Raw genomic sequence first — 21,383 nt, 5'->3', positions numbered from 1 at the left:
GCGCTGAAAGCTCTACACTTCCCCCGTGCTGAACCTGCGCCGCAAGCCCGTCGTGACCCCCGCCGACCTTGACGGGGGGCTGGCGGCCCTCGGCCTTTCCGGCAGCGAGCATGTGATGGTGCACGCCAGCCTGCGCTCGTTCGGACAACTGGAGGGCGGGGCGCGGGCCGCCGTGGACGTGCTCGCGGCGCGGGCGGCGACGGTGGTGGCTCCGGCCTTTACCTACGGCACCCTGCTGCGGCACGCTTCCTCGCCCGTGCACGGGCGCTTTCACCGTGACCTGCGGGTCAGCCGTGATATCGGGCGGGTCCCGCAAGAACTCGTCGAACGGGCAGAAGCCGTCCGCTCCTTTCACCCCACCCTCTCCTTTATTGCCCTGGGCCAGGAAGCCGAGCGGGTGACCGCCGTGCAGACGCTGGAGAGTCCCTACCAGCCGGTCGGGGCGCTGTACGACCTCGGCGGCTTCGCACTGATGATGGGCGTGGATTTCGGCAGCAACACCAGCATTCACTACGGCGAGCACGTGGCCGGGATGCCGCTGCTCACCCGCTACGTGCCCCTGGGCAGCGAGGTGCGGCCCACCGCCTTTCCCAATTGCTCGGCGGCCTTTGGGCGGCTCAAACCCCACGTGACGGGCCGCAGCGTAACCGTGGGGGGAGCCACCCTGGAGCTGTACCGGGTGCGCGACCTCGTGGAGGCGACCGTGCAGCTGCTGACGGCCAATCCCGAAGCGCTGCTGTGCGACTACGCGTCGTGCCGCTGCCAGGAGGTGCGGCGGCTCGTCCGCGAGCGGGGCCTGACTCCCCGCCCGCACGGGGCCGCATGACCCGCCCGCTGTATTTCGAAGACCCGACCCGCCTGACCTTTGCGGCCACGGTGACGGCGGCGCAGGAGGGGCGGGTCGCCCTGGACGCGACGGCCTTTTACCCCGAAGGCGGTGGCCAGAATGCCGACACCGGGGTCTTGCGCTGGGAGGGGGGTGAGGCCCGCGTCACCGACACGCAGAAAGACAAGGGGAGCGGACGCATCTGGCACGCGCTGGAGGGCGACCTGCCCCCCGTGGGCACCTCCGTCACGGGCGAGGTGGACGCTCTCCGCCGCTGGCGACAGATGGCCCGCCACAGCGCAGAGCACCTCCTCGCGCAAGCCTTTTTTCGGGTAAATCCCGCCTTCCGGGTCGCGGCGGTGGGAATGCGCGGCCCCGACTGCACCCTCGACCTGGAAGGCTTTCCGACCGAGGCCGACGCTGCAGCGGCAGAGGCCCTGCTGCGGGAGACCCTGGCCCAGGGCGACCTCCTCCTGGAGACACGCACCGTGCCCGAAGCCGAGCTGGGGGCTTACCCCCTGCGCCGCCCCCCGCAGGTGCGCGGACAGGTGCGGTTGGTGCTCTTCCGGGACTTGGCGGGCACGCCCTTCGACATCAGCGCCTGCGGCGGAGTGCATGTCCCGCAGGCGGGGCTGGCCGCGCCCGTCGTCGTGCTGCGAACCGAGCGCATCCGCGCTGGCCTGACGCGGGTCACCTTCCGGGCGGGGGCAGAGGCAAGCGAGTTCCTGAGCGCGACCTACCGGGACGCCCGCTCGCTCGCCCAGGCCCTGAGCGCGGGCGTGCCCGACCTGGCCGCACGGGTGGCGGCCCTGCGCGAGGAACGGGACGCGCTGCGCTCGGAGGCGGCGGCGCTGCGCTCCCGGCTCGCCGCCGCGCTGCTGGCCGCTGCCCCGCGGGAGGAAGGACCAGGGGTGCCCCTGCGGCTGCTGACCTTGGACGACCCTGCCCTCCTGCCCGGCGTGCTTGCCGCCGTGCCGCCCGGCGAAGTGTGCGCCGCCGTCACCCCCAGCGGGCGCTGCGGGGTGGGCAGTGGCCGGGCAGAGTGGCCCGCCGGGGAAGTGCTGGCCCAGGCCTTACAACGCGCCGGGGGCCGGGGCGGGGGCCGACCCGACCTCGCCCAGGGGCAGACGCCGGACCCCGCCGGGTTCCTGCGCGCCGTGCGCGAGCAGGTGGCGGGCCGCACCGGAGAAGCTTCCGCCCTCATCTCTTCATCACCCGCTGACAACCATCGCGTATTCTGAGGGACGCATGAAACGCAACCTTATCCTCGTCGGTGCCGCTCTTACCCTGAGTGCCTGCACCACGGCCCCCCAGCCCTCTCAGCCGGTCAGCGCGGACCCGGTGAATGTGACGGTTGTCGGCGTGAACGACTTTCACGGCAACCTGTTGCCGACCTCCTTTACCATCCCTGACCCCAACGACCGCACCAAGACGCAGCGCATCCAGGCGGGCGGCATCGAAGCCATCGGTGGGATTCTGGGCGAGATTCGCAAAACCAACCCCAACACCGTCTTCGTGGGCGTGGGCGATATGACCGGGGCCAGCCCCCTCATCAGCGGCCTGCTGCGCGACGAACCGACCATCAAGGCCCTCACCGAGCTGGGCATGAAGGTCAACGTGCTGGGCAACCACGAGTTTGATTATGGCCTGGCCGAGTTGCAGCGCTTCCAGAAGGGCGGCTGCGCGAGCAACGACCCCTCCCGCGCTTGCAAGTTCGAGAACGCCTTTGCGGGGGCGGGCTTTACCTATATCGCCGCCAACGTGGTCGACGAGAAGACGGGTGCCCGCGTGTTCCCGGCTTACAAGCTGGTGAAGGTCGGCGGGGCGAACGTGGCCTTTGTGGGGGCGGTCCTGAAGGATACGCCCTCGGTCGTGACCCCCTCCGGCGTGGCGGGCCTGCGCTTCGAGGACGAGGCGGCGGCCATCAACCGGGTTATCCCGGCCCTCAAGTTCGCCGGGGCGGACGCCATCGTTGCCCTCGTGCACCAGGGCGGGCAGGTCTCCGATTCCAGCGAGACCTTTGACGTGGCCGACTGCAAGACCCTCAGCGGCCCCATCGTGGATATCGCCAAGGCGCTCGACCCCGCCGTCAGCGCGGTCATGACGGGCCACACCCACCGCGGCTACAACTGCCGGGTGCCCGGCCCCGACGGTCGGGAGCGCATCGTCATTCAGGGGGACGCCCTGGGGCACCTTCTCCAGCGCCTCGACCTCAAGATTGACACGGTGAACAACCGGGTGCTGGAGGTCAGCGGCCAAAACGTCCTCGTCAACGCCGCGACCGCCCCGAAAGACCCAGCGATGACCGCCCTCGTGCAAAAGGCGAAGGACATCACCGACCCCATCGCCAAACAGACCGTCGCCACCCTGGGCACCGAGCAGATTACCCTCGCCCAGAACGCGGCGGGCGAGAGCGCCCTCGGCGACGTGATTGCCGACGCCCAGCTCGCCGCCACCCGCGCTCCCGAAAAGGGCGGGGCCGTGATTGCCTTTATGAACCCTGGCGGCATCCGCGCTGACCTCCCGGCCACCCCCAACCCCTCGCGCACGGTGAGCTACGGCGACATCTTTGCCGTGCAGCCCTTTGGCAACACCCTCACGGTCATTACGCTGACGGGCGCGCAAATCAAAGCGGTGCTGGAGCAGCAGTTTGACAACCCCAGCCCCGGTCGGAACCGCATTCTCCAGGTCAGCCAGGGCTTTGCCTACACCTGGGACAACAGCAAGCCCAAGGGCAGCAAGGTCGTGAGCATGACCCTCAATGGGCAGCCCATCGACCCCGCCGCAAACTACCGCGTCACGGTGAACAGCTTCCTCGCGGACGGCGGCGATAACTTCACCGTCTTCGCGCAGGGGACGAACCGCACGGGCGGCGACCTCGACCTCGACGCCTTCCAGAACTACCTCAAGGCGAGCACCGTCACGCCGGGACCGCTCAACCGCATCACCCGCCTGAACTGAGGCGGGGGCTAGGCTGGGGGAGCAGGGCTGACAACCCGCTCCCCCTTCCCCTCCCCGCACCGTCCCTGATGCATCTAGAAAAGCCGCCGCCCCAAAGGAAGCGGCGGCTTGACCCTTTGGGGTTAGCGGCGGGTGGTGGTGTTCGTGGTGGTCACCGTGTAGCGGCGGCCCCCCAGCCCAGCGAGGCCCAGGATTCCAGCGAGGCCCAGCCAGCCCCAGTCGGTCGCGGAGTCGGTCGCTTCGGGGGGTGCATTCGTCCCAGCCGTCGTGCCCTCGGAGCCGTCGGTCTGGGCAGAAGCGGTTACAGGAAGGGCCAGCACGGCGGCCAGGGTCAGCGCTTTGAGGACATTCATCTTCATGAGAGGCAGTGTGACGCATCCCCCAGAGGAATGACATGACGCGGCCTTGAGCAAATCTGTAGGTGCGCGGGCATCACGCCCCCGCGCCGGAGCGCCAGACCAGCCCCACCGCTTCCTCCACGCTGCGGACCCCCTCGCGCCCGTCCAGGCCGGGGGGGACGACCAGGTGGCGGTACCCGGCACGGGCGGCTTCCTCGGCGCGGCGCAGGGCACCCTGGGTGCTTCTCACCTCGCCCGCCAGCCCGACCTCACCGAAGACCGCCACGTCGCCCGGCAGCGCCCGGCCCACGACCGCCGAGTACACGGCGAGCGCAACCGCGAGGTCGAGGCCGGGGTCGGGGACTTTGAGGCCGCCCGCGAGGTTCACGTACACGTCCAGCCCCCCCAGGGTCAGCTCCAAGCGCCGCTCTAGCACCGCGAGCACCACGTCGACCCGGCGGGGATCGAGGCCCACCACGACCCGGCGGGCGTTGGGATAGGGCGTCTTGCTGGCGAGGGCCTGCACCTCCAGCAGCATGGGCCGCTGCCCGTCGATGGTGGCCGCGACGACGCTGCCCGGCACGCCGACGGGCCGCTCGGCGAGAAAGGCCGCCGAGGGATTCTCAACCGCGACCAACCCCTCGCCCCGCATCTCGAAGACGCCGAGTTCGCCGGCCTGCCCAAAGCGGTTTTTCACCGACCGCAGGAGGCGGAAAGCCCCCACCGTCTCCAGAAACACGGTCGTGTCCACGATGTGCTCCATCACCTTTGGCCCGGCGACGGTGCCCTCCTTGGTGACGTGGCCGACGAGGACGGTCGCGGTGCCCGTCTCCTTGGCGGCGCGGGTGAGCAGGGCGGTTCCCTCGCGCACCTGCGCCACGCCGCCGGGGGTGCCGTCGCCCTCCACGGTGACGGTCTGGATGGAATCCACGATGCACAGGGCGGGCTTGTGCTCGGCCATCAGCGCGGCGATGTGCTCGGCACGGGTGTCGCGGGTGAGCTGGACTTCGGCGGTCACGCCGAGGCGGTCGGCCCGCAGGCGAATCTGCTCCAAGGACTCCTCGCCCGCGACATACAGGACGGTCTGCCCACTCTGCGCGAGGCGGTCGGCCACCTGGAGCAGCAGGGTGCTCTTGCCGATGCCGGGTTCGCCGCCGATGAGGGTGACGCCCCCCGCGACGAGGCCGCCCCCCAGCACCCGGTCAAGTTCGGGGATGCCGCTGGGCAGACGGGGTTCCTCGCGCCGCCCTACGGTAGAGAGCGGGGTCAGCCTGCCGCCCACGACGCCGCCGTACCCGCCTCCCCCGCCCGTGCGGGCCTTGCCGGGGAGGGGGGCAGGCAGTTCCTCCTCGAAGGAGTTCCAAGCCTGGCAGTTCGGGCAGCGGCCCAGCGGTTTGGCCGACTGGTACCCGCAGGACGTGCAGACGTACCGGGTCGTGACTCTCGCCACGCCGCCCTACCTGCCTGGCCGGGCGTCCGCCCGCCAGTAGCCTCCATCCCCGGCGGCGAGATAGTCCCCCTCCACGAGTTCGGTCAGCAGCACCGAGGGGTCGTCGAGGGTGCTGTGGTCGCGCAGCAACGCCGAGACTTCCTCGGCGCAGTAGCGGCGGCCCGGCTCGAAGAGGCCCGTGAGGTGGTCGAGGATGGCGAGCTGATGCGCCCGGCGGCGGTCCGAAGGCCAGCCCGTGATGCGGCCATGTTCGTCCTGAAAGGCGGCGATGCTCTTGGTCATGGAGGGCATGCTAGCGGGTGAGGGGAAAAAAGACCGTGGTGGGGGGTCACCCCCTGGGAGAGGGGAAAAGAAGAAACCCTCTCCTCTGGGGAGAGGGCCTCGCGAACGCGAGGGGGGAGGGGTTCCTTACGCCAGAATCTGCGGCGGGGCTGCCATGCCGCGCTCGAACTGCAACCCGTTTTCGCCCAGCACCACGCGCAGCTCCTCGCCCGCGTGGCCGAGCAGCTCCAGCGCCAGCGGGTCTTCGAGTTCCTCGCGGACCAGGGTGCGGAGTTGGCGGCTGCTGCCGACCGCGTGCTTGGGGCTGCGGGCCTTGAGCTTGCTCACCAGCCAGGCGGCGATGGCGGGGTCAAAGGTGACATTCAGCTCGCGGCTGGCGAGTTCCTCGCGCATCTCGCCGAGGAGCTGCTGAGCCACCCGCACGAGTTCTTCTTCACCCAGAGGCTTGAAGCGAATCACGTCGTCGAGGCGGTCAAGGAACTCTGGGGTAAAGATGTGGCGCAGCGGGGCGTTGGAATCCGGCGTGACCGGGCTAAAGCCCACCGTCGGGTTGACGTTGAAGCCCGTGTTGCTGGTCATGATGATGATGGTGCGGCGGAAATCCACCGTGCGGCCCAGACCGTCGGTGAGGCGGCCATCGTCGAGCACCTGGAGGAAGGTGTTGTAGACGTCGGGGTGCGCTTTTTCGATCTCGTCGAGGAGGATGACCGAGAAGGGCTGGCGGCGCACGGCTTCGGTCAGGCGGCCCCCCTGCTCGAAGCCCACGTAGCCGGGAGGCGAGCCGATGAGCTTGGAGATGGAGTGCGACTCCTGGAACTCGCTCATGTCCACCCGGATGAGGCTGCGCTCGGAGCCGAAGAGTGTCCGCGCGAGCGCCTTGGCGAGGTGGGTCTTGCCCACGCCGCTGGGACCGACAAAGAGGAAGCTCGCGGCCACGCGGGTGCGTCCGCCCAGGCCCACGCGGGCGCGGCGCAGCGCACTGGAGAGCGCCTTAATCGCGTCGGGCTGGCCGTAGACCTGCTCGGTGAGCTGGGCTTCGAGGTCGGCGAGTTGTGCCGCCGATTCTTCGGAGTACACGCCGCCCATCGAGTTGATGACGCTCTCGATGTCCTCGCGGGTGACGTAGGGTTCGCCGTCCTCGGTTTCCGCGACCGGGAGGCCCACGCTCATGTTCAGCCGAACGCGGCTGGCCGCCTCGTCGATCAGGTCGATCGCTTTGTCGGGGAAGTTGCGCCCCGGCAGCGAGCGTTCGCCGATGCGAACGGCGAGTTCCAGCGCCTGTTCGGGAATCTGCACCCCGTGGTGCTCCTCGTAACGGGGTCGCAGGCCGCGCAGAATCTGGAGCGTCTCGGCGGGGCTGGGTTCCAGCACGATGACGGGTTGGAAGCGGCGTTCGAGTGCCGCGTCCTTTTCGATGTAGCGGTGGTACTCGCCGGTCGTCGTCGCGCCGATGACCTGAATCTCGCCCCGCGAGAGGGCGGGCTTGAGGATGTTCGCGGCGTCCAGGGTGCCTTCCGCGCCACCCGCCCCGACGAGGGTATGCAGCTCGTCGATAAAGGCCATCACCTTGGCGTTGCGCAGCTCCTCGATAATCTGGCGCAGCCGTTCTTCGAACTCGCCCCGGTACTTGGTCCCGGCGACCACGCCGGAAAGGTCGAGGCTGACCAGCCGCACCCCATGCAGGTTGGGCGGCGTGCGTTTCTCATGGATGGCGAGCGCGAGGCCCTCCACGATGGCGGTCTTGCCGACGCCGGGGTCGCCGATAAGGACGGGGTTGTTCTTGGTGCGGCGGGTCAGAATCTGGGTGACCCGGCGGATTTCCTCCGAGCGGCCAATCACTGGGTCAAGCTTGCCCTCGCGGGCCTGCTGGGTGAGGTCGCGGCCATACTCGTCGAGGAAGGGGGTCGCGACGGGCTTGGCCGCTTTGCCGGAGGGGCCACCTTCGCCCTGCGCGAGCACCCGCCAGCGGATGGTGTCCACGTCCTTGGTGAGTTCTTGCAGGATGCGAAAGGCCACCCCATCCCCCTCGCGGATGATGCCCAGGAGGATGTGTTCGGTGGAGGTCACCTGAGCGCCGAGGTTGCGGGCTTCAGACGAAGCGAGTTCCATCACCCGGCGGGCGCGGGGGGTGATGGAGGGGGCGTCATTGAGGCGATTGCCCTCGCCCCGACCGATGATTTCCTCAACTCGGCGGCGCAGGCCGTCGAGGGACGCGCCGAACTCGGTCAGGATGGTCGCGGCGGTGCCGCCTTCGCGCATCAGGCCGAGCAGCAGGTGTTCGGGGCCCACCATCGCGTGGCCGAGGCGGTTGCCTTCCTCGCGGGCATAGTGAAACACGAGGCGGGCGCGGTCGTCGTATCGGTTCATGGAGGCTCCCCCCTGTGTCGGTGTCCGGGAAATGGGATGGGGCGGGGTCGGGTGAGGTTCGGGAGGCGGGTGACCCGCCTGAAGTTTAGTGTATGGGCCGCTTGGGGCGGGGAACGCGGCGAAGGCTCACCATCTCAGTGGCCCGGACAGCTTGCTCAAGGCCCGCCGCCCACCGCCGAGAGCCGCCGCAACGCCGCCGACAGGGTGGTGTCCTCGCCCCGCGCCGTGAGGGCCACGAGGTCGGTGGGGGCGAGCACGTCGGGCGTGAGGGCCGCCGGGAGGGGCTGCCCCGCCGCGTCAAAGGCCCGCAGCACCGTCAGTGAGAGCAGGTGCCCGCCGGGCAGCGGCAAGAACTGCACCCCGCTGTTGCCCACCCCGCGGGTGCGTTCGCCCACGAGGAGCGCCCCTGCCCCCCGCGCAAAGTGGGAAAAGACCTCGGCGCAAGACGCGGTGCCCGGCCCCACGAGCACCGCCGCCGGGCCGCGCCAGACGTTGAGGGTGGGGGGCGCGGCGCGGGCCGCCGCCGCCCGGACCTCCCGCCCCTGCACGCCGCCGTAACTGGAGGTGCCCCCCGCCCAACGCGACTCGTAGACCACGGGCGCAAAGACGCTCGCGGCAGCCACGCATTCGGTCAGCGAACCGCCGCCGTTGTAGCGCAGGTCGACGACGAGGGCCGCAGCCCCGCCGAGCTGCGCTTCGGTCAGCCGTTTCAAAAACAGCTCGGAAGTGTCCTGTGGGAGAAAGCTGGGGATGTCGATGATGGCGACCCGGCCCGTGCCCGCGGCCTCCACCCAGCTCAGGGTCGGCTCGTCGCGGGCTTGCAGGAGGGCCGTCTCCAGGAGGAGGTCACGGTCGGGCACCCCGGCGCGGCGCAGGGTGACGGAGAGGGGGGCGGCGCGGCGCTCCAGGCTGACGAACTCGTTCGGGCCAAGGGGAAGGTTCTTGCCGTCCGGGTCCTTGCCGGGCACCTCGCCGTTCACGCGGGTCAGCAAGTCGAAGCGGCGCACGCCCGCGAGGTCGGCGGGGCTGCCGGGCATGACCGAGACGACGAGCAGGCCGCCCACCACCCGCACGGTCCGCAGCCCGGTGCGGGGCACGGCGCGGTTTTCGCTGACCTCGCGCAGCCGCTCGGCCCCCTCCGGGTCGCGGAGGTTGGTGTGGGGGTCACCGAGTTCGGTCAGAAGGTCCCCCAGCACGGCACGGGCGGTGGCGTAGTCGCAGCTCTCGCCCTGGGGGGCGCAGCGCTCAGCAAGCACGTCCGCGTACCGCCGGGCGAGGGCGGCGCGGTCGGCAGTCGCCCAACCGAAGTAGCGCGTCTCCAGCGCCTGGGCTGCGGAGTCGTACAGGTCGGTTGCCGGACTCGCGCCCGCCAGCCCCAGGGTGATGGCGAGCGTCAGCGTCAGCACGCGGGTGGGAGGCAGGTTGCAGGCCACGGGTTACGCTAACGCGGGGGCGGGCGGGGCAACCGTGCCGCGTTCTCCGATGGAGGTGGTGAGCACCCCGACTCCCTCCACCTCGACCTCCACCGTATCCCCCGGCGAGAGGGGGCCGACCCCCTCCGGCGTGCCGGTGAGGACCACGTCGCCGGGTTCCAGGGTCACGTAACGGGTGACGTAGCTCAGGATGGTGGGCACGTCAAAAATCATCTGCGCGGTGCGCCCGTCTTGCCGCGTCTCGCCGTTCACGCGGGTGACGACGCGCACGTCGGTGGGGTCGAGGTCCGTTTCCAGCCACGGCCCCAGCGGGCAGAAGCGGTCAGCGGCCTTGGCGCGGAACCATTGGAGGTCGGTCTGCTGAAGGTCGCGGGCGGTGAGGTCGAGGCCGCAGGTGTAGCCCGCCACATACTCCAGCGCCCGCTCCGGAGTGAGGTCCCGCGCTCGCCGCCCGACCACCAGCGCGAGTTCACCCTCAAAGTGGAAGTTCTCGGTCCACTGGGGATACTCGACCGTCTCGCCGGGGGCGGCCAGCGCGTTTGGCCCCTTGAGGAAGAGGCCGGGTTCCTTCGGGAGGTCGCCCTTATCATTGCCGAGTTCCTTGATGTGGTTAACGTAGTTGCGGCCCACGCAGACGATTTTGCTCGGCTCGGCGGGGGCGAGCAGGGCCGCCCCGGAAAGCGGCGCGGTCTCCCCCGTCCGCGCCCCCGCCAGGCCGCGCGTGAGGTGCACGGTGTCCCCTTCGAGTTCGCCCCAGGAGGGGGCGTCGCCACGCATGATTCGGACCAAACGCATGGGGCCAGGATAGACGCTCGGCCCCCTCGCCCCGGCCCAGCGCAGGGGGCAGCGGCGCTAGACTGCCCCGCGTGACCTCCTCTCTCCCCTCTCCCGCCCCCCTCCCAGCGGGCTTTATCCGCGCCGGGGACGTGCTTGATGAGCGCCTGAGCGCCGCGCAGGTGCGGACGCTGGACCAGCGGTACGGCAACGAGGAACTCCTCTACGGCCTGGGCCTGCTCGACCTCGCTGGACCCTTTTACCGGGTCTCGCCCTGGGAGCTAGAAGACGAGCGGGGCGTGCGGCGCATCAACGCGTCCGGGTACGCGGCGGTGCCGTTCGGGGAGATGCCGCCCGTCATCACCCAGTTTCTGCATGAGTTTCTGGACCGGAACCGGGCACAGACCCTCCCCCAACAGGCGAGTTCGCCGTGGCGGGCCGCGCTCCAGACCAACCTCGTGCGGCTGCTCTCGCGCGAGCTGCCCTCGCACGCCGACTCGCAGGTCTTTTTCTGCTCCAGCGGCACCGAGGCCATCGAGGGGGCGCTAAAGTTCGCCAAGGCGTGGCGGCCCCGTGCGAAGTACTACATCTCCTTTTCCAGCGGCTACCACGGCAAGACGCTGGGGAGCCTCAGCCTGACGCCCAACCCGGAGTATCAGGACATCTTCCGCCCGCTGGTGCCGGGGGCGGTCACGAGTCCTTACGGTGACCTGGACGCCCTGCGGCGGCTCGTGACGCAGTTGGGGCCGGATAGGGTGGTCGCGGTCGTCGTCGAGCCGATTCAGGGGGAAGGCGGCGTGAATATCCCCCCGCCGGGCTTCCTGCGCGGGGTGGGCGAGCTGTGTCAGCGGTACGGCATCGTCTGCATCGCGGACGAGATTCAAACCGGACTGGGCCGCACTGGGCACTGGTTCGAGTCGGCGGCGCAGGGCCTCGACCCCGACATCGTGACCCTTGCCAAGCCGCTGGGCGGCGGCCTGACCGCGGTGGGCGCGACCATCGTGCGCCAGCCCCTCTACAAGAGGATGCTGGGGGGCCTGAGCAGCAAGCGGCACTCGAACACCTTTGGCGGCAACGCGCTGGCGATGGCGGTGGGCCTGAAGTCGCTGGAATACCTCGTCGAGCAGGACCTGCCCGCCCGCAGCGCCCGCCTCGGCGAGCTGGGGCTGGCGCGGCTACGGGCCTTGCAGGAGGAGTACCCCCGCCTCTTCGAGAGCGTGCGCGGACAGGGCCTCCTGCTGGCGATGCAGTTTCGCCCGGTGCTCGGCGTGCCGCTGCCGGGGATGCTCCGGGAGGTCGCGTTTGAGGCGACCGCCATCCTCGCCCTGCGCGAGCTGCACGCGGCGGGCGTGATGGCCAACCTCAGCCTCAGCTCCAAGCGCACGGTAAGGCTGACCCCGGCCCTCGACATCCCCGAAGACCTCTTCCTCACCCTGCTGCGCCGAGTGGGCGTCTTTGCGGGCCGCAACCCCACCGCCCGGCACCTGCTGACCAATACGCCCCCCGGCGTCACGGCGCGGCTGGCGCGGTTCGCGGCGAGCAAGCCGAAGAAGCGGACGGAGAGCGACGGGTAGGGGGCTTATGGCGTGTGGCGTGTGGCCAGTGGCTCGAAGACAAGCGCAAAGCCTCGGCAGACCGCTTGAGCCTCCACAAACCACGCGCCACGAGCCACATGCCTCCTACGCCAGGCCGCACGCCCGCTGCACCAGCACATGCACCTCATCGCGGCCCATCCGGCGGGCGCGGAGGGGCAGGTCGGCGGGCAGCTCGGAGAGGCCGGGGACCAGGGGCACGAAGCGGAACTCTGGGCGGGCGACCAGGTCGCGGGCGGCGGTAAAGGCGAGCACCGCGTCGAGCCGCAGCTCGTAGTGCGCGTTCAGCTCGGCCCGCAGGGGGTCCGGGTCCCCGGCGAGGAGGGCAATCAGGGCGGGATGGGCGACGAAGCCCTCGTCGAGTGCTTCGGTCACGCGGGGCACGTCGAGGAGGAGCGCGGCCCCCGGCAGGGCATACCCGCTGATGCGGCGGCGGCAGGTCTCCGGCAGGTCGCCGCGCACGCCCGTCACCTCGCGGCCCACCCGCACGGCACTCGCCAGATACGTCCAAAAGCGGCCCAGGCTGCTGTAGCGGGCCAGTTCCACGTACCCGGCAGGCCGGATGGGGAGGGGGCGGGTGGGCCTCAGGGGGGGGGTCACGTCCGCATGCTGTCGCGCCCGGCACCGCCGCGGGGCCGAATCTCAAGACCGGGTAAATGGGGCCTAGGGTGGAAGGCCCCAGTCTGGACAACTTGCACCCGGTACAAGGGGAGGCATGACCAATCCAGCCACCCTCCAGGCGATGCTCGCACAACTCGACCTCGACGCCCTGGCACGACTGGGACAAAAGGTCGACCTGCCGGGCCTGCTCTCCAGCGTCTCGCAGCTCAATGACGGCCAGCTCAAGCAGCTCGCCCGCACCCTGAGCGGGGGCGGGGGCCGCACGGGCACCCTGCCCGCGCCCGACGGCGACTTCTACGGCCAACTGAATCGCCTGACCCCAGAGCAGCAGGAGGTCAGGCGGCTGGTGCGCACCCTCATGACCGAGCGGGTGCGCCCCATCATGAACGTGTACTGGAACCGCGACGAGTTTCCCCGCTCTCTTCTCCCGGAGCTGCGCAAGCTCGACCTGCTGCGCCGGGTCTGGAATGAGGACGGCACCCGCAAGCCCGACGCCACGCTGATGGAGGGCCTCATCACCCTAGAGGCCTGCCGGGTGGACGTCTCCACCGCCGTCTTTTTCGGGGTGCACGCGGGGCTGGCCTTTGCGTCCATCGCGCTGGGCGGCAGCGAAGAACAGAAGGCCGAGTGGCTGCCCAAGATGCTTGACCTGGAGGTCATCGGGGCCTTTGGCCTCACCGAGCCGGAGGGCGGCTCGCAGGTCAGCCAGGGCATGCGGACGACCTGCCGCCGCGACGGGGACAGCTGGGTCCTGAACGGCGAGAAGTACTGGATTGGCAACGCGCCCTTCAGCGACTTTACGGTCGTCTGGGCGCGGGACGAGGAGACCAATGAGGTGCGCGGCTTCATCGTGCGGGCGGGCACGGAGGGCTACCGGGTTCAGAAGATTGAGGGCAAGACGGCCCTGCGCATCGTGGAAAACGGGCATGTTTTCCTGGAAAACTGCCGGGTGCGCGAATCCGACCGCCTGCAAGCGGTGCGCGGCTGGCGCACGACCGCCGAAGTGCTGCGGCTCACGCGGGCGGGGGTGGCCTGGCAGGGGGTGGGGTGTGCGCTGGGGGCCTACGAGCTGGCGCTGGGGTACGCCCAAACCCGCGAGCAGTTCGGCAAGCGCATCGGGGAGTTCCAGCTCATCCAAAACCACCTCGTGCACATGCTGGGCAACGTGACGAGCATGCTAGCCCTCGTGCTGCGGCTTTCGGACATGGCCGACGCGGGCGAGATGAGAGATGAGCACGCCTCGCTCGCCAAGGTGGTCACGGCGGCCCGCTGCCGCGAGACGGTGGCGCTGGCCCGCGAAACCTTCGGCGGCAACGGCATCCTGCTGCAAAACGGGGTCGCCAAGCACTTTGCGGACACAGAAGCCATCTACTCCTACGAGGGCACGAACGAAATCAACACCCTGGTGGTGGGCCGGGCCATCACCGGGCTGAGCGCCTTTGTTTGAAGCCACCCCTTCAACACGCAGGCGTGTGAAAGCGACGTTAAGTCGACAATAGTCATATGAAGAGGAGGGGCCGCTTAGGGTAGAGGCGAAGGTGAACTGGGGCGTCCCCTCCTTGAGGACACTTCCCCTCCCCGGTTTTCCACCAGGAGGTTGTATGACCCTAAACACTGATCGACTCTCCCGCCGTCTGAGCTGGCGCGGCGTCCTGGCGGGCGTCGTGCTGGGCCTGGTGAGCACCCTGACCGTGCTCGCCCTGGGCCTGGTCATCACCGCGCTGACGGGCATCACCCTGACCGGAACGGGCATTCAGGCTGCCATCTGGACGGCCATCGCTGCGCTCGTGGGGGCTTGGGCCGCCGGGCGCACGGCGGTGCGGGCCAGCGCTCCCGCGACCCGCAACGATGACGGCATCGCCGCGATGACCCCGGAAGACGCGTCCCTCACCGGGCTGGTGACGGGCGGCGTGCTCGTGCTGCTGCTGACTTCCACCCTCTTTGGGGCAGCTCGCAGCCTGTTGGGGCTGGCGACGAACGCTGTCAGTACGGTGGCAAGCACGGCGGCCAATGCTGCCGGGGCGGCGGCCCAGGATGGCGGGGTACAAAACGCCCTGCAAAACTTCATCGCTGGGGTCAATCAGCAGGACATCGCGGACCTCATTGCCGCCCAAAGCCCCAGCCTGAATGAGGCGCAGACCAACGCCGCCGCGAACGTGGTGACGAACATCTTCCGCCGCTCGGCCTATGACCTGGGCCAGCAGGACCTCAGCACCATCACGGACTTTGTGCCCGCCCGCGTGAACGCAATTCGCAACGCCCTGAGCGGCGAGCAGTTCGTGACCCGGCTGGAGCGTCAGGGGCTGAGCACCGCCCAGGCTGAAGAAGTTCGCACGGTCATCAACAACGAGGTCAACCGCCTGGAGCAGCAGGCCCAGCAGCTCGCGCAAACCGCCGAAGCGAACGCCCGCATCACCGCCCGCAACACGGGTCTGGGCTGGCTGCTGGCTGCCGGACTGACCCTGCTGCTGGCGTGGATGGGTGCTCGCGGCGCCGCGACCCACCCCGCAATCAGCACGCTGCCCGTCGACCGCCGCTGAGTCTCTCCTCCTGCGCCGCCCTCCTCGTCGGGGGGCGGTTTGTCATGGGGTGCTGGCCCGCCTTTTGGGGGCGGCGGCGGGGAGTAGCCTGCTCCCCATGACTGGCTCGGCTCCCCTCTCCCCCCAGGCCCGGCGGGCGCGGCAACTGGCGACCACGGGCCTGATTCTGGGCGTTTTTCTGGCGGCGCTGGAATCCAGCGTGGTCGCGACCGCCATGCCCAGCGTGATTGCGGACCTGGGGGGCCAGCGGCTCTACGCGCTGCCCTTTGCGGTCTATTTGCTCACAAGTACCGTTTCCAGCCCGCTGTGGGGCCGGGCGTCGGACGTGGTGGGGCGGCGGCGGCTGTACCTCGCGGGCGTGGTCCTGTTCCTCGCGGGCAGCGCCCTGTGCGGCCTCGCGCAGAGCATGAGCTGGTTGGTGGGAGCGCGTGCCCTCCAGGGGCTGGGGGCGGGGGCCGTGCTCCCGCTGACCCTGACCATCATCGGAGAGACGTATGCGCTGGCCGAGCGGGGGCGGGTGCAGGCCTTTATCAGCGGGGTGTGGGGCCTGTCGGGGCTATTGGGGCCGCTGTTGGGGGGCTGGCTGACCGACACGCTCTCGTGGCGCTGGACCTTTTACGCGTCGCTGCCCTTTGGGGTAGCGGCGTTCCTCATCGCGTGGAAGCACCTGCGCGAGACGGGCACCCCGCACCCGGCGCGGCTGGACTGGGCGGGGGCGGCCCTCTTCACCCTGGGCAGCGGCCTGACGGTGTGGGGGCTGGAGTCGCGGGCGTGGGCGCTGGTGGGGGCGGGGCTGCTGATTCTGCTCGCCGCCATGATGGTGGAGCGGCAGCATCCCCAGCCCCTCTTGCCGATGGGGGCGCTGCGGGAGCGCACGACCGCCGTCGCCTTTGCGGGGAATCTGCTGGGTGGGGCGGCCTATTTCGGGGTGATTGCCTACCTGCCCCTCTACGCGCAGGGGGTGGGGGGCGGCAGCGCGACGGGCGCGGGGGCCATCCTCACGCCCATGCTGGTGGGCTGGACGCTGACGAGCATCCTCGCGGCGCGGCTGCTGACGCGGGTGCCCCTCGCCCGGCTCTCGCAGCTCGGCTTTCTGGTCCTCACTGGAACCTTCACGGCGCTGACTTTTGCCGTGCATGCGCCGCTGTGGGTCACGTCAGGGCTGGGCTTTGTGGTGGGGATGGGAATGGGCTTTGCGATGCTCAGCCTGCTGCTCTCAGCGCAGGAGCGGGCGGAGCGCGAGGACCTCGGTGCCGTCACGAGCGGCGTGCTGTTCGCCCGGCAGATGGGCGGGGCGCTGGGGGTGGCGCTGATGGCCCTCCTGATTGGCCCCGCCGCGATCCTGGCAGGTGGCCCGGCGCTGGCGGAGGGGTTGCAACGGGCCTATGTGCTGGCGCTCGTCCTCGTGGCGGGGGGGCTGGGGCTGAGCCTGCGGCTGCGGGTGGTGCGGCCCGTGAGGGCGGGGGCGGCAGATTGAGGGGGGCGGGTCACCCGTCCAGGGCTGTCAGCACCGCGTCCACAATCCGCTCTCCGTAGGCCTCGATGCGCTTTGGCCCCAGCCCCGGCACCCCTGCCAGCTCGGCCACGGTGCGCGGCTGCCGAACGGCGAGGGCGTCCAGGGTGGCATTCGGGAAGACCACGAAGGCGCTGTGCCCCGTCTCGCGGGCGAGTTCGCGGCGCAGCTCGCGCAGGGCCTCGGCCACTGCGGGATGGGGGGGAGAGCTTGGGGGCGTGTCGTCCGGGGGCTGTGGAAAGAGCGCGGCAGGGCGGGCGGAGGATGGGGCGCTGGGAGCGGAGGGCTGAGAGCTTCCGCGCAGCACGCCCAACACCGCCGCATTGCCCGCCGCGCCCCGCTCGGCTTCACCCGGCTGACGGCTGGAAGCTGGTCGCCCGCCGCCCGACTGCCCCCGCACCACCCCCAGCACCTCCTCCCCGTACTCCGCGAGCTTGCGCTGGCCCACGCCGCTCACCGTGCCCAGGGTGTGCAGGCTGCCAGGGCGCAGCTCGGCGATGGTCTTCAGGGTGGCGTCCGTGAAGATGACGTAGGGGGGCACGCCCTGCTCACGTGCCCTGGAGAGCCGCCAGGCCCGCAGCGCCTCGAAAAGGGGGCGGTCCCCCGCGTCCACCGGGGCGCGGCCAGGCCGGGCCGCGCGGTCGCGGGGGGGACGGGGGGCCAGGGTATCTTCCCGCAGGTGCAGGGTCTCCTCGCCGCGCAGAAGCGGGCGGGCTTTGGCGGTCGCGCTCAGGCCGTGGTGCTCGCCCGCCGCGAGGTAGCCCAGGCTGACAAGCTGGCGCAGTAGCCCGCGCCACATCTTCTCGTCGTGCGCCTTGCCAACGCCGAAGGTGGGCAGCGTATGGTGCCCCATCGCCCGCACCTTTTCGGTGTCGCGGCCCAGCAGCACGTCGGTGAGGTGCGCGGCCCCGAAGCGGTTCCCGGTGCGAATCGCCGCCGAAAGGGCCATCTGCGCCTCGCGCGTGGCGTCGCGCACGCGGGGCGGGGCGAGGCACACGTCGCAGTTGCCGCAGGGGTGGGGCAGCGTCTCCCCGAAGTACGAGAGCAGCACCCCCCGGCGGCAAGTCGCGGCCTCGCAATAGGTCAGCAGGGCGTCAAGCTTGGCAGCCTCCACCCGGCGCACGTCTTCGGGGGCCGCACTCTGCGCGAGCATCCGCCGCACGTTGACCACGTCGGCCAGCCCGTAGACCATCCAGGCGGTACTCGGCAGCCCGTCGCGCCCAGCGCGGCCCGTCTCCTGGTAGTAGCCCTCCAGGCTCTTGGGAAGGTCGAGGTGGGCGACAAAGCGTACGTTGGGCTTGTCGATGCCCATCCCGAAGGCGACGGTTGCCACGACGACCAGGCCCTCCTCGTTCAGGAAGCGTTCCTGCGCCGCATTGCGCTCGCGCGGCGAGAGGCCCGCGTGGTAGGCCACCGCATCGACCCCCTGCGCGAGGAGCCACTTTGCCGTCTCCTCCACCGACTTGCGCGAGAGGCAGTAGACGATGCCCGCATCCCCCGGATGCTCGCGCCGGATGAAGTCGAGAAGTTGCGACTTCGGTCCCTCCTTCGCCGCCACCCGGTACTGGATGTTGGGGCGGTCAAAGGACGAGATGAACTGCGGCGCTCCCGCCAGCCCCAGCACCCGCACGATGTCCGCCCGCGTGCGGTCGTCGGCGGTGGCGGTCAGGGCGAGGCGGGGAATGTGGGGAAAACGCTCCGGCAGCACGCCCAGTTGCCCGTATTCGGGCCGGAAATCGTGCCCCCACTGAGAGACGCAGTGAGCCTCGTCGACCGCAAAGAGGGCGACCGGGGCGCGTTCGAGGAGGTCCAGCGTGCGCGGCAGCAGGAGGCGTTCGGGCGCGACATACAGCAGGTCCAGCTCGCCCGCGAGCAGCGCCGCTTCGACCTCGCGCACCCCGTCGAGGCTCAGGGTCGAGTTCAGGAAGGCCGCCCGCACGCCGAGCTGCCGCAGGGTGTCCACCTGGTCTTTCATCAGCGCGATGAGCGGCGAGACGACGATGCCCACGCCGGGCCGCAGCAGCGAGGGCACCTGGTAGCACAGGCTTTTGCCGCCGCCCGTCGGCATCAAGACGAGCGCGTGGCCGCCCGCCGCCACCGTCCGCACAATGTCGGCCTGCACGCCCCGGAAGGCGTCGTAGCCCCAGACGCGCTTGAGAATGTCCAGCGCCTGCGGGTCGGTCGTGGTGGGGGCTGCCGTCATCGGGGCCGATGATACCGAAGTACGCCGGGGACAGAATGCCGACCTGACCCTAGACTGGCCCCATGCCCCACCCCCCCAACGAGGACCGCCTCGCCGCCCTCCTCAGCGCCGAGGTGTACTGGACGGCGCGGGCCATGCAGGAACAAGGCAGCCGCTTTTACCGGGCGCTGGGGCTGGCACTGGAGGCCGCCGACCTGAGCAACCGCCGCCGCCTGTACGCGGCGTGGCCGGACGAGTGCTGGGGCTTCTACGAGCGGGGCCTGCGCCTGCGCGACGAAGCGGGCGAGGAAGGGGAAGGGAGGAGCTGACCGACCCCCCTGCAAGGGTCCCGGCGGGCGGCTTTCAGGTGCCCTCCTCCTCCCCCCCGCCCCGCCGTACACTGCCGCGCATGACTGCTCATCCCCAGCCCACCCTCCTTGCCGTGTTCGCCCACCCCGACGACGAAGCCTTCAGCGTCGGCGGCACGCTGACCCACTACGCCCGCCGGGGGGTGCGCGTGGTCCTCGCCTGCGCCACGCGGGGCGAGGCGGGCAAAATCACAGTGCCGGGGATGACGGTGGACGACCTCGGCCAGCAGCGCGAGGCGGAGTTGCGGGCGGCGTGCCGAGCGCTGGAAATCGGGGAACCTGTCTTTCTCGACTACCACGACTCTGGACGCTACGAACGCACCCGCTTTGACGACCCCCTAGCGCTGATGAACGTGAACCCGCTCGACATCGAGGGCAAGGTGCGGGCGCTGATGGAGGAAGTGCGCCCGCAGGTCGTGGTCACCTTTGACCCGCACGGGGCTTACGGCCACATCGACCACCTCCAGATTCACCGGGCGACGACCGCTGCCTTTTTCAGCACCGGGCACCTGCCGGAGGGCGGCCCGCAGCGGCTGTATTACACCGCCATGACCCACGAGGCCGCCGCCGGAATCGCCCGCATGGGGCAGAACCTTGACCCGCTGGTTTATGGGGTTTCGGAGGGTACGGTCGCGGTGCGGATGAACGTCAGCGCCTACGCCGAGAACAAGAAAGCCGCCCTCGCCGCCCACGGCACCCAGACCGGGGCCGAGAGCCTGCTGGGCCGCATGACCCCCCAGGAACGGGAGGCGATGGAAGCCCGGTTGCTGGGCACCGAGGGCTTCAGCATCGGCGGCACCCGCACGCCCATCCCCTGCTACCCGCTGCGTGGCCTCTTCGACGGGGTACCGGGGGGCGAGGGGGTGGACACGCCCTAGATTCGGAGCCGCGCTGGGGACCTGGAAGGGCGGCCCCCTCTCAGCCCGCCAAGGCCTCCTCTAGCTCGCCGAGCAGGTCGCCGATGTCCTCGATGCCGACCGAGAAGCGCAGCAGCCCCGGCGTGATGCCCAGGCGACGGCGCTCGGCTTCGGGCAGGGCGCGGTGCGAGGTGCCCCAGGGCCACGACAGGGTGGTCACCACGTCCGCGAGGCTAGGGGCAAGAGGAATGCGGCCCGCGAGCGCCCGCACAAAGGCGGGGGCGTCCGCAATATCCGCCGCGAGCATGCCGCCAAACCCGTGGGGAAAGAGTTCAGCGGCCCGCTCGAACTGGGGATGCCCGGAGAGGCCAGGATGGTACACAGCCCGCACCCGCGGATGATTGGCGAGCACGTCGGCCACCGCCTGGGCGTTGCCGGAGTGCGCCCGCATCCGCAATCCCAGGGTCTTGAGGCCCTGAAGGGTCATCCAGGCGTCAAAGGTGCTCATGGTGCCCCCTAGCCGGGTGAGCCGCGTCCGCGCCGCTGCCACGAGGTCCGCCCGCCCACACACCACCCCCCCAAAGGCGTTGGAATGCCCGCTGAGGTACTTGCTGACCGAGTGGGTCACCAGGTCGGCCCCGTGCTCGGCGGGCCGAAAGACGGCGGGGCTGGCAAAGGTGTTATCCACACTGAGCAGCACCCCCCGCCCGCGCACCCGCTCGGCCAGCCGGGGCAGGTCGGGCACAGTCAGGAGCGGATTGGTGAGGCTCTCGACATGCAGGAGCCGCGTTTCTGGGCGCAGGGCGGCCTCTACCGCCTCCAGGTCGCAGGCGTCCACGAAGGTGGTGCGAATGCCCAGCCGGGGCAGCTCCTCGGCGAGGAGGGCATAGGTCACCCCGTACACGCGGGCGTCCGCGACGACGTGGTCGCCCGCCGCCAGCACGCTCAGCAGCGCCGCACTGATGGCCGCCATGCCGCTCGCGGCGACGAGGGCGGCTTCGGTCCCCTCCAGCGCGGCCAGCGCCCGCTCTAGGGTGGCCGCGTTGGGGGTGCCGTTGCGGTAGTAGAAGGGGGCGCTTTCCTCGCCGCTCATGGCCCGCTCTAGGGCATCCAGGTCGGGAAAAGCGTAGACCGTCGACTGATAAATCGGCTCAGCGAGCGGCACAGAGCCGGGGGGCCAGGCCCCTTCCCCGGCGCGGGCGGCAAGGGTGGTCAGGTCATAGGGGGGGCGGGGCATGGGAGGAGGATAGTCCGGGGGGGAGGAGGCGGGCGGCCCTGG

The 21,383-nt window shown here is 70.3% G+C and carries 18 protein-coding genes; 9 read left to right on the top strand and 9 right to left on the bottom strand.

Annotated features, from left to right (window positions below; translation table 11 throughout):
- Positions 1 to 25: 25 nt before the first annotated feature.
- Genes H565_RS0112565 through H565_RS0112555 form a run of 3 tightly spaced genes read left to right on the top strand, consistent with a single transcriptional unit; the run spans position 26 to position 3,787 of the window.
- On the top strand, positions 26 to 826 hold the full coding sequence (locus H565_RS0112565) for an AAC(3) family N-acetyltransferase (RefSeq protein WP_027461341.1): 801 nt from the start codon (positions 26 to 28) through the stop codon (positions 824 to 826).
- Positions 823 to 2,067: an alanyl-tRNA editing protein gene (locus tag H565_RS0112560; RefSeq protein WP_027461340.1), complete on the top strand. Its 1,245-nt coding sequence runs from the start codon at positions 823 to 825 to the stop codon at positions 2,065 to 2,067. The genes H565_RS0112565 and H565_RS0112560 overlap by 4 nt, the downstream gene beginning before the upstream one ends.
- A 7-nt stretch (positions 2,068 to 2,074) precedes the next feature.
- Positions 2,075 to 3,787 (top strand): bifunctional metallophosphatase/5'-nucleotidase, encoded by a 1,713-nt coding sequence (locus H565_RS0112555; RefSeq protein ID WP_027461339.1) that lies wholly within the window; start codon positions 2,075 to 2,077, stop codon positions 3,785 to 3,787.
- A gap of 122 nt (positions 3,788 to 3,909) precedes the next feature.
- On the opposite strand, the gene H565_RS15405 is transcribed toward H565_RS0112555, so the two are convergent.
- The 6 genes from H565_RS15405 to H565_RS15400 all read right to left on the bottom strand — a co-directional run bounded on the left by H565_RS15405 (position 3,910) and on the right by H565_RS15400 (position 10,452).
- Positions 3,910 to 4,146, bottom strand: coding sequence for a WGxxGxxG family protein (locus tag H565_RS15405; RefSeq protein WP_245576227.1), 237 nt, complete (start codon positions 4,144 to 4,146; stop codon positions 3,910 to 3,912).
- Between the two features lie 73 nt (positions 4,147 to 4,219).
- Positions 4,220 to 5,575 (bottom strand): DNA repair protein RadA, encoded by a 1,356-nt coding sequence (gene radA / locus H565_RS0112545; protein WP_027461338.1) that lies wholly within the window; start codon positions 5,573 to 5,575, stop codon positions 4,220 to 4,222.
- Positions 5,576 to 5,581: 6 nt separating this feature from the next.
- Positions 5,582 to 5,857: a DUF2087 domain-containing protein gene (locus H565_RS0112540; RefSeq protein WP_027461337.1), complete on the bottom strand. Its 276-nt coding sequence runs from the start codon at positions 5,855 to 5,857 to the stop codon at positions 5,582 to 5,584.
- A gap of 126 nt (positions 5,858 to 5,983) precedes the next feature.
- Positions 5,984 to 8,224, bottom strand: a complete 2,241-nt coding sequence (locus H565_RS0112535) for an ATP-dependent Clp protease ATP-binding subunit (RefSeq protein WP_027461336.1) — start codon at positions 8,222 to 8,224, stop codon at positions 5,984 to 5,986.
- Between the two features lie 155 nt (positions 8,225 to 8,379).
- The gene (locus H565_RS0112530) at positions 8,380 to 9,657 is read right to left on the bottom strand and encodes a S41 family peptidase (protein WP_245576226.1); all 1,278 of its coding nucleotides are present in this window, start codon (positions 9,655 to 9,657) and stop codon (positions 8,380 to 8,382) included.
- Between the two features lie 3 nt (positions 9,658 to 9,660).
- Entirely contained in the window at positions 9,661 to 10,452 is a 792-nt protein-coding gene (locus H565_RS15400) for a fumarylacetoacetate hydrolase family protein (RefSeq protein WP_051363607.1), read from the bottom strand.
- Between the two features lie 71 nt (positions 10,453 to 10,523).
- Between H565_RS15400 and H565_RS0112520 the strand changes: the two genes are divergently transcribed.
- Complete coding sequence (locus H565_RS0112520) at positions 10,524 to 12,005, top strand: aspartate aminotransferase family protein (protein WP_027461334.1); 1,482 nt, start codon at positions 10,524 to 10,526, stop codon at positions 12,003 to 12,005.
- A 105-nt stretch (positions 12,006 to 12,110) separates the two neighbouring features.
- On the opposite strand, the gene H565_RS0112515 is transcribed toward H565_RS0112520, so the two are convergent.
- Positions 12,111 to 12,623, bottom strand: coding sequence for a hypothetical protein (locus H565_RS0112515; RefSeq protein ID WP_027461333.1), 513 nt, complete (start codon positions 12,621 to 12,623; stop codon positions 12,111 to 12,113).
- Between the two features lie 115 nt (positions 12,624 to 12,738).
- Between H565_RS0112515 and H565_RS0112510 the strand changes: the two genes are divergently transcribed.
- From H565_RS0112510 to H565_RS0112500, 3 genes are all read left to right on the top strand, one after another.
- Positions 12,739 to 14,091, top strand: coding sequence for an acyl-CoA dehydrogenase family protein (locus tag H565_RS0112510; RefSeq protein WP_027461332.1), 1,353 nt, complete (start codon positions 12,739 to 12,741; stop codon positions 14,089 to 14,091).
- Positions 14,092 to 14,245: 154 nt separating this feature from the next.
- A complete protein-coding gene (locus H565_RS0112505) occupies positions 14,246 to 15,184 on the top strand; it encodes a hypothetical protein (protein ID WP_027461331.1) in 939 nt (312 codons plus the stop codon).
- A gap of 97 nt (positions 15,185 to 15,281) precedes the next feature.
- On the top strand, positions 15,282 to 16,661 hold the full coding sequence (locus H565_RS0112500; RefSeq protein WP_034409540.1) for an MFS transporter: 1,380 nt from the start codon (positions 15,282 to 15,284) through the stop codon (positions 16,659 to 16,661).
- Positions 16,662 to 16,671: 10 nt separating this feature from the next.
- Here H565_RS0112500 and recQ read toward each other — a convergent pair whose 3' ends face one another.
- Positions 16,672 to 18,900, bottom strand: coding sequence for a DNA helicase RecQ (gene recQ, locus H565_RS0112495; protein ID WP_027461329.1), 2,229 nt, complete (start codon positions 18,898 to 18,900; stop codon positions 16,672 to 16,674).
- A 62-nt stretch (positions 18,901 to 18,962) separates the two neighbouring features.
- Here recQ and H565_RS0112490 point away from each other — a divergent pair, with 62 nt between their 5' ends.
- Positions 18,963 to 19,208: a hypothetical protein gene (locus H565_RS0112490; protein WP_027461328.1), complete on the top strand. Its 246-nt coding sequence runs from the start codon at positions 18,963 to 18,965 to the stop codon at positions 19,206 to 19,208.
- An 80-nt stretch (positions 19,209 to 19,288) separates the two neighbouring features.
- Positions 19,289 to 20,125, top strand: a complete 837-nt coding sequence (locus H565_RS0112485; protein ID WP_027461327.1) for a PIG-L deacetylase family protein — start codon at positions 19,289 to 19,291, stop codon at positions 20,123 to 20,125.
- Between the two features lie 40 nt (positions 20,126 to 20,165).
- Here the strand turns inward: H565_RS0112485 and H565_RS0112480 are convergent, their stop codons facing one another.
- A complete protein-coding gene (locus tag H565_RS0112480) occupies positions 20,166 to 21,341 on the bottom strand; it encodes a trans-sulfuration enzyme family protein (protein WP_027461326.1) in 1,176 nt (391 codons plus the stop codon).
- Between the last annotated feature and the right edge of the window lie 42 nt (positions 21,342 to 21,383).

It is taken from the genome of Deinococcus murrayi DSM 11303 (genome assembly GCF_000482805.1).
Classification (GTDB): Bacteria; Deinococcota; Deinococci; order Deinococcales; family Deinococcaceae; genus Deinococcus; species Deinococcus murrayi.
This window is presented reverse-complemented; position numbering and strand designations above follow the sequence as displayed.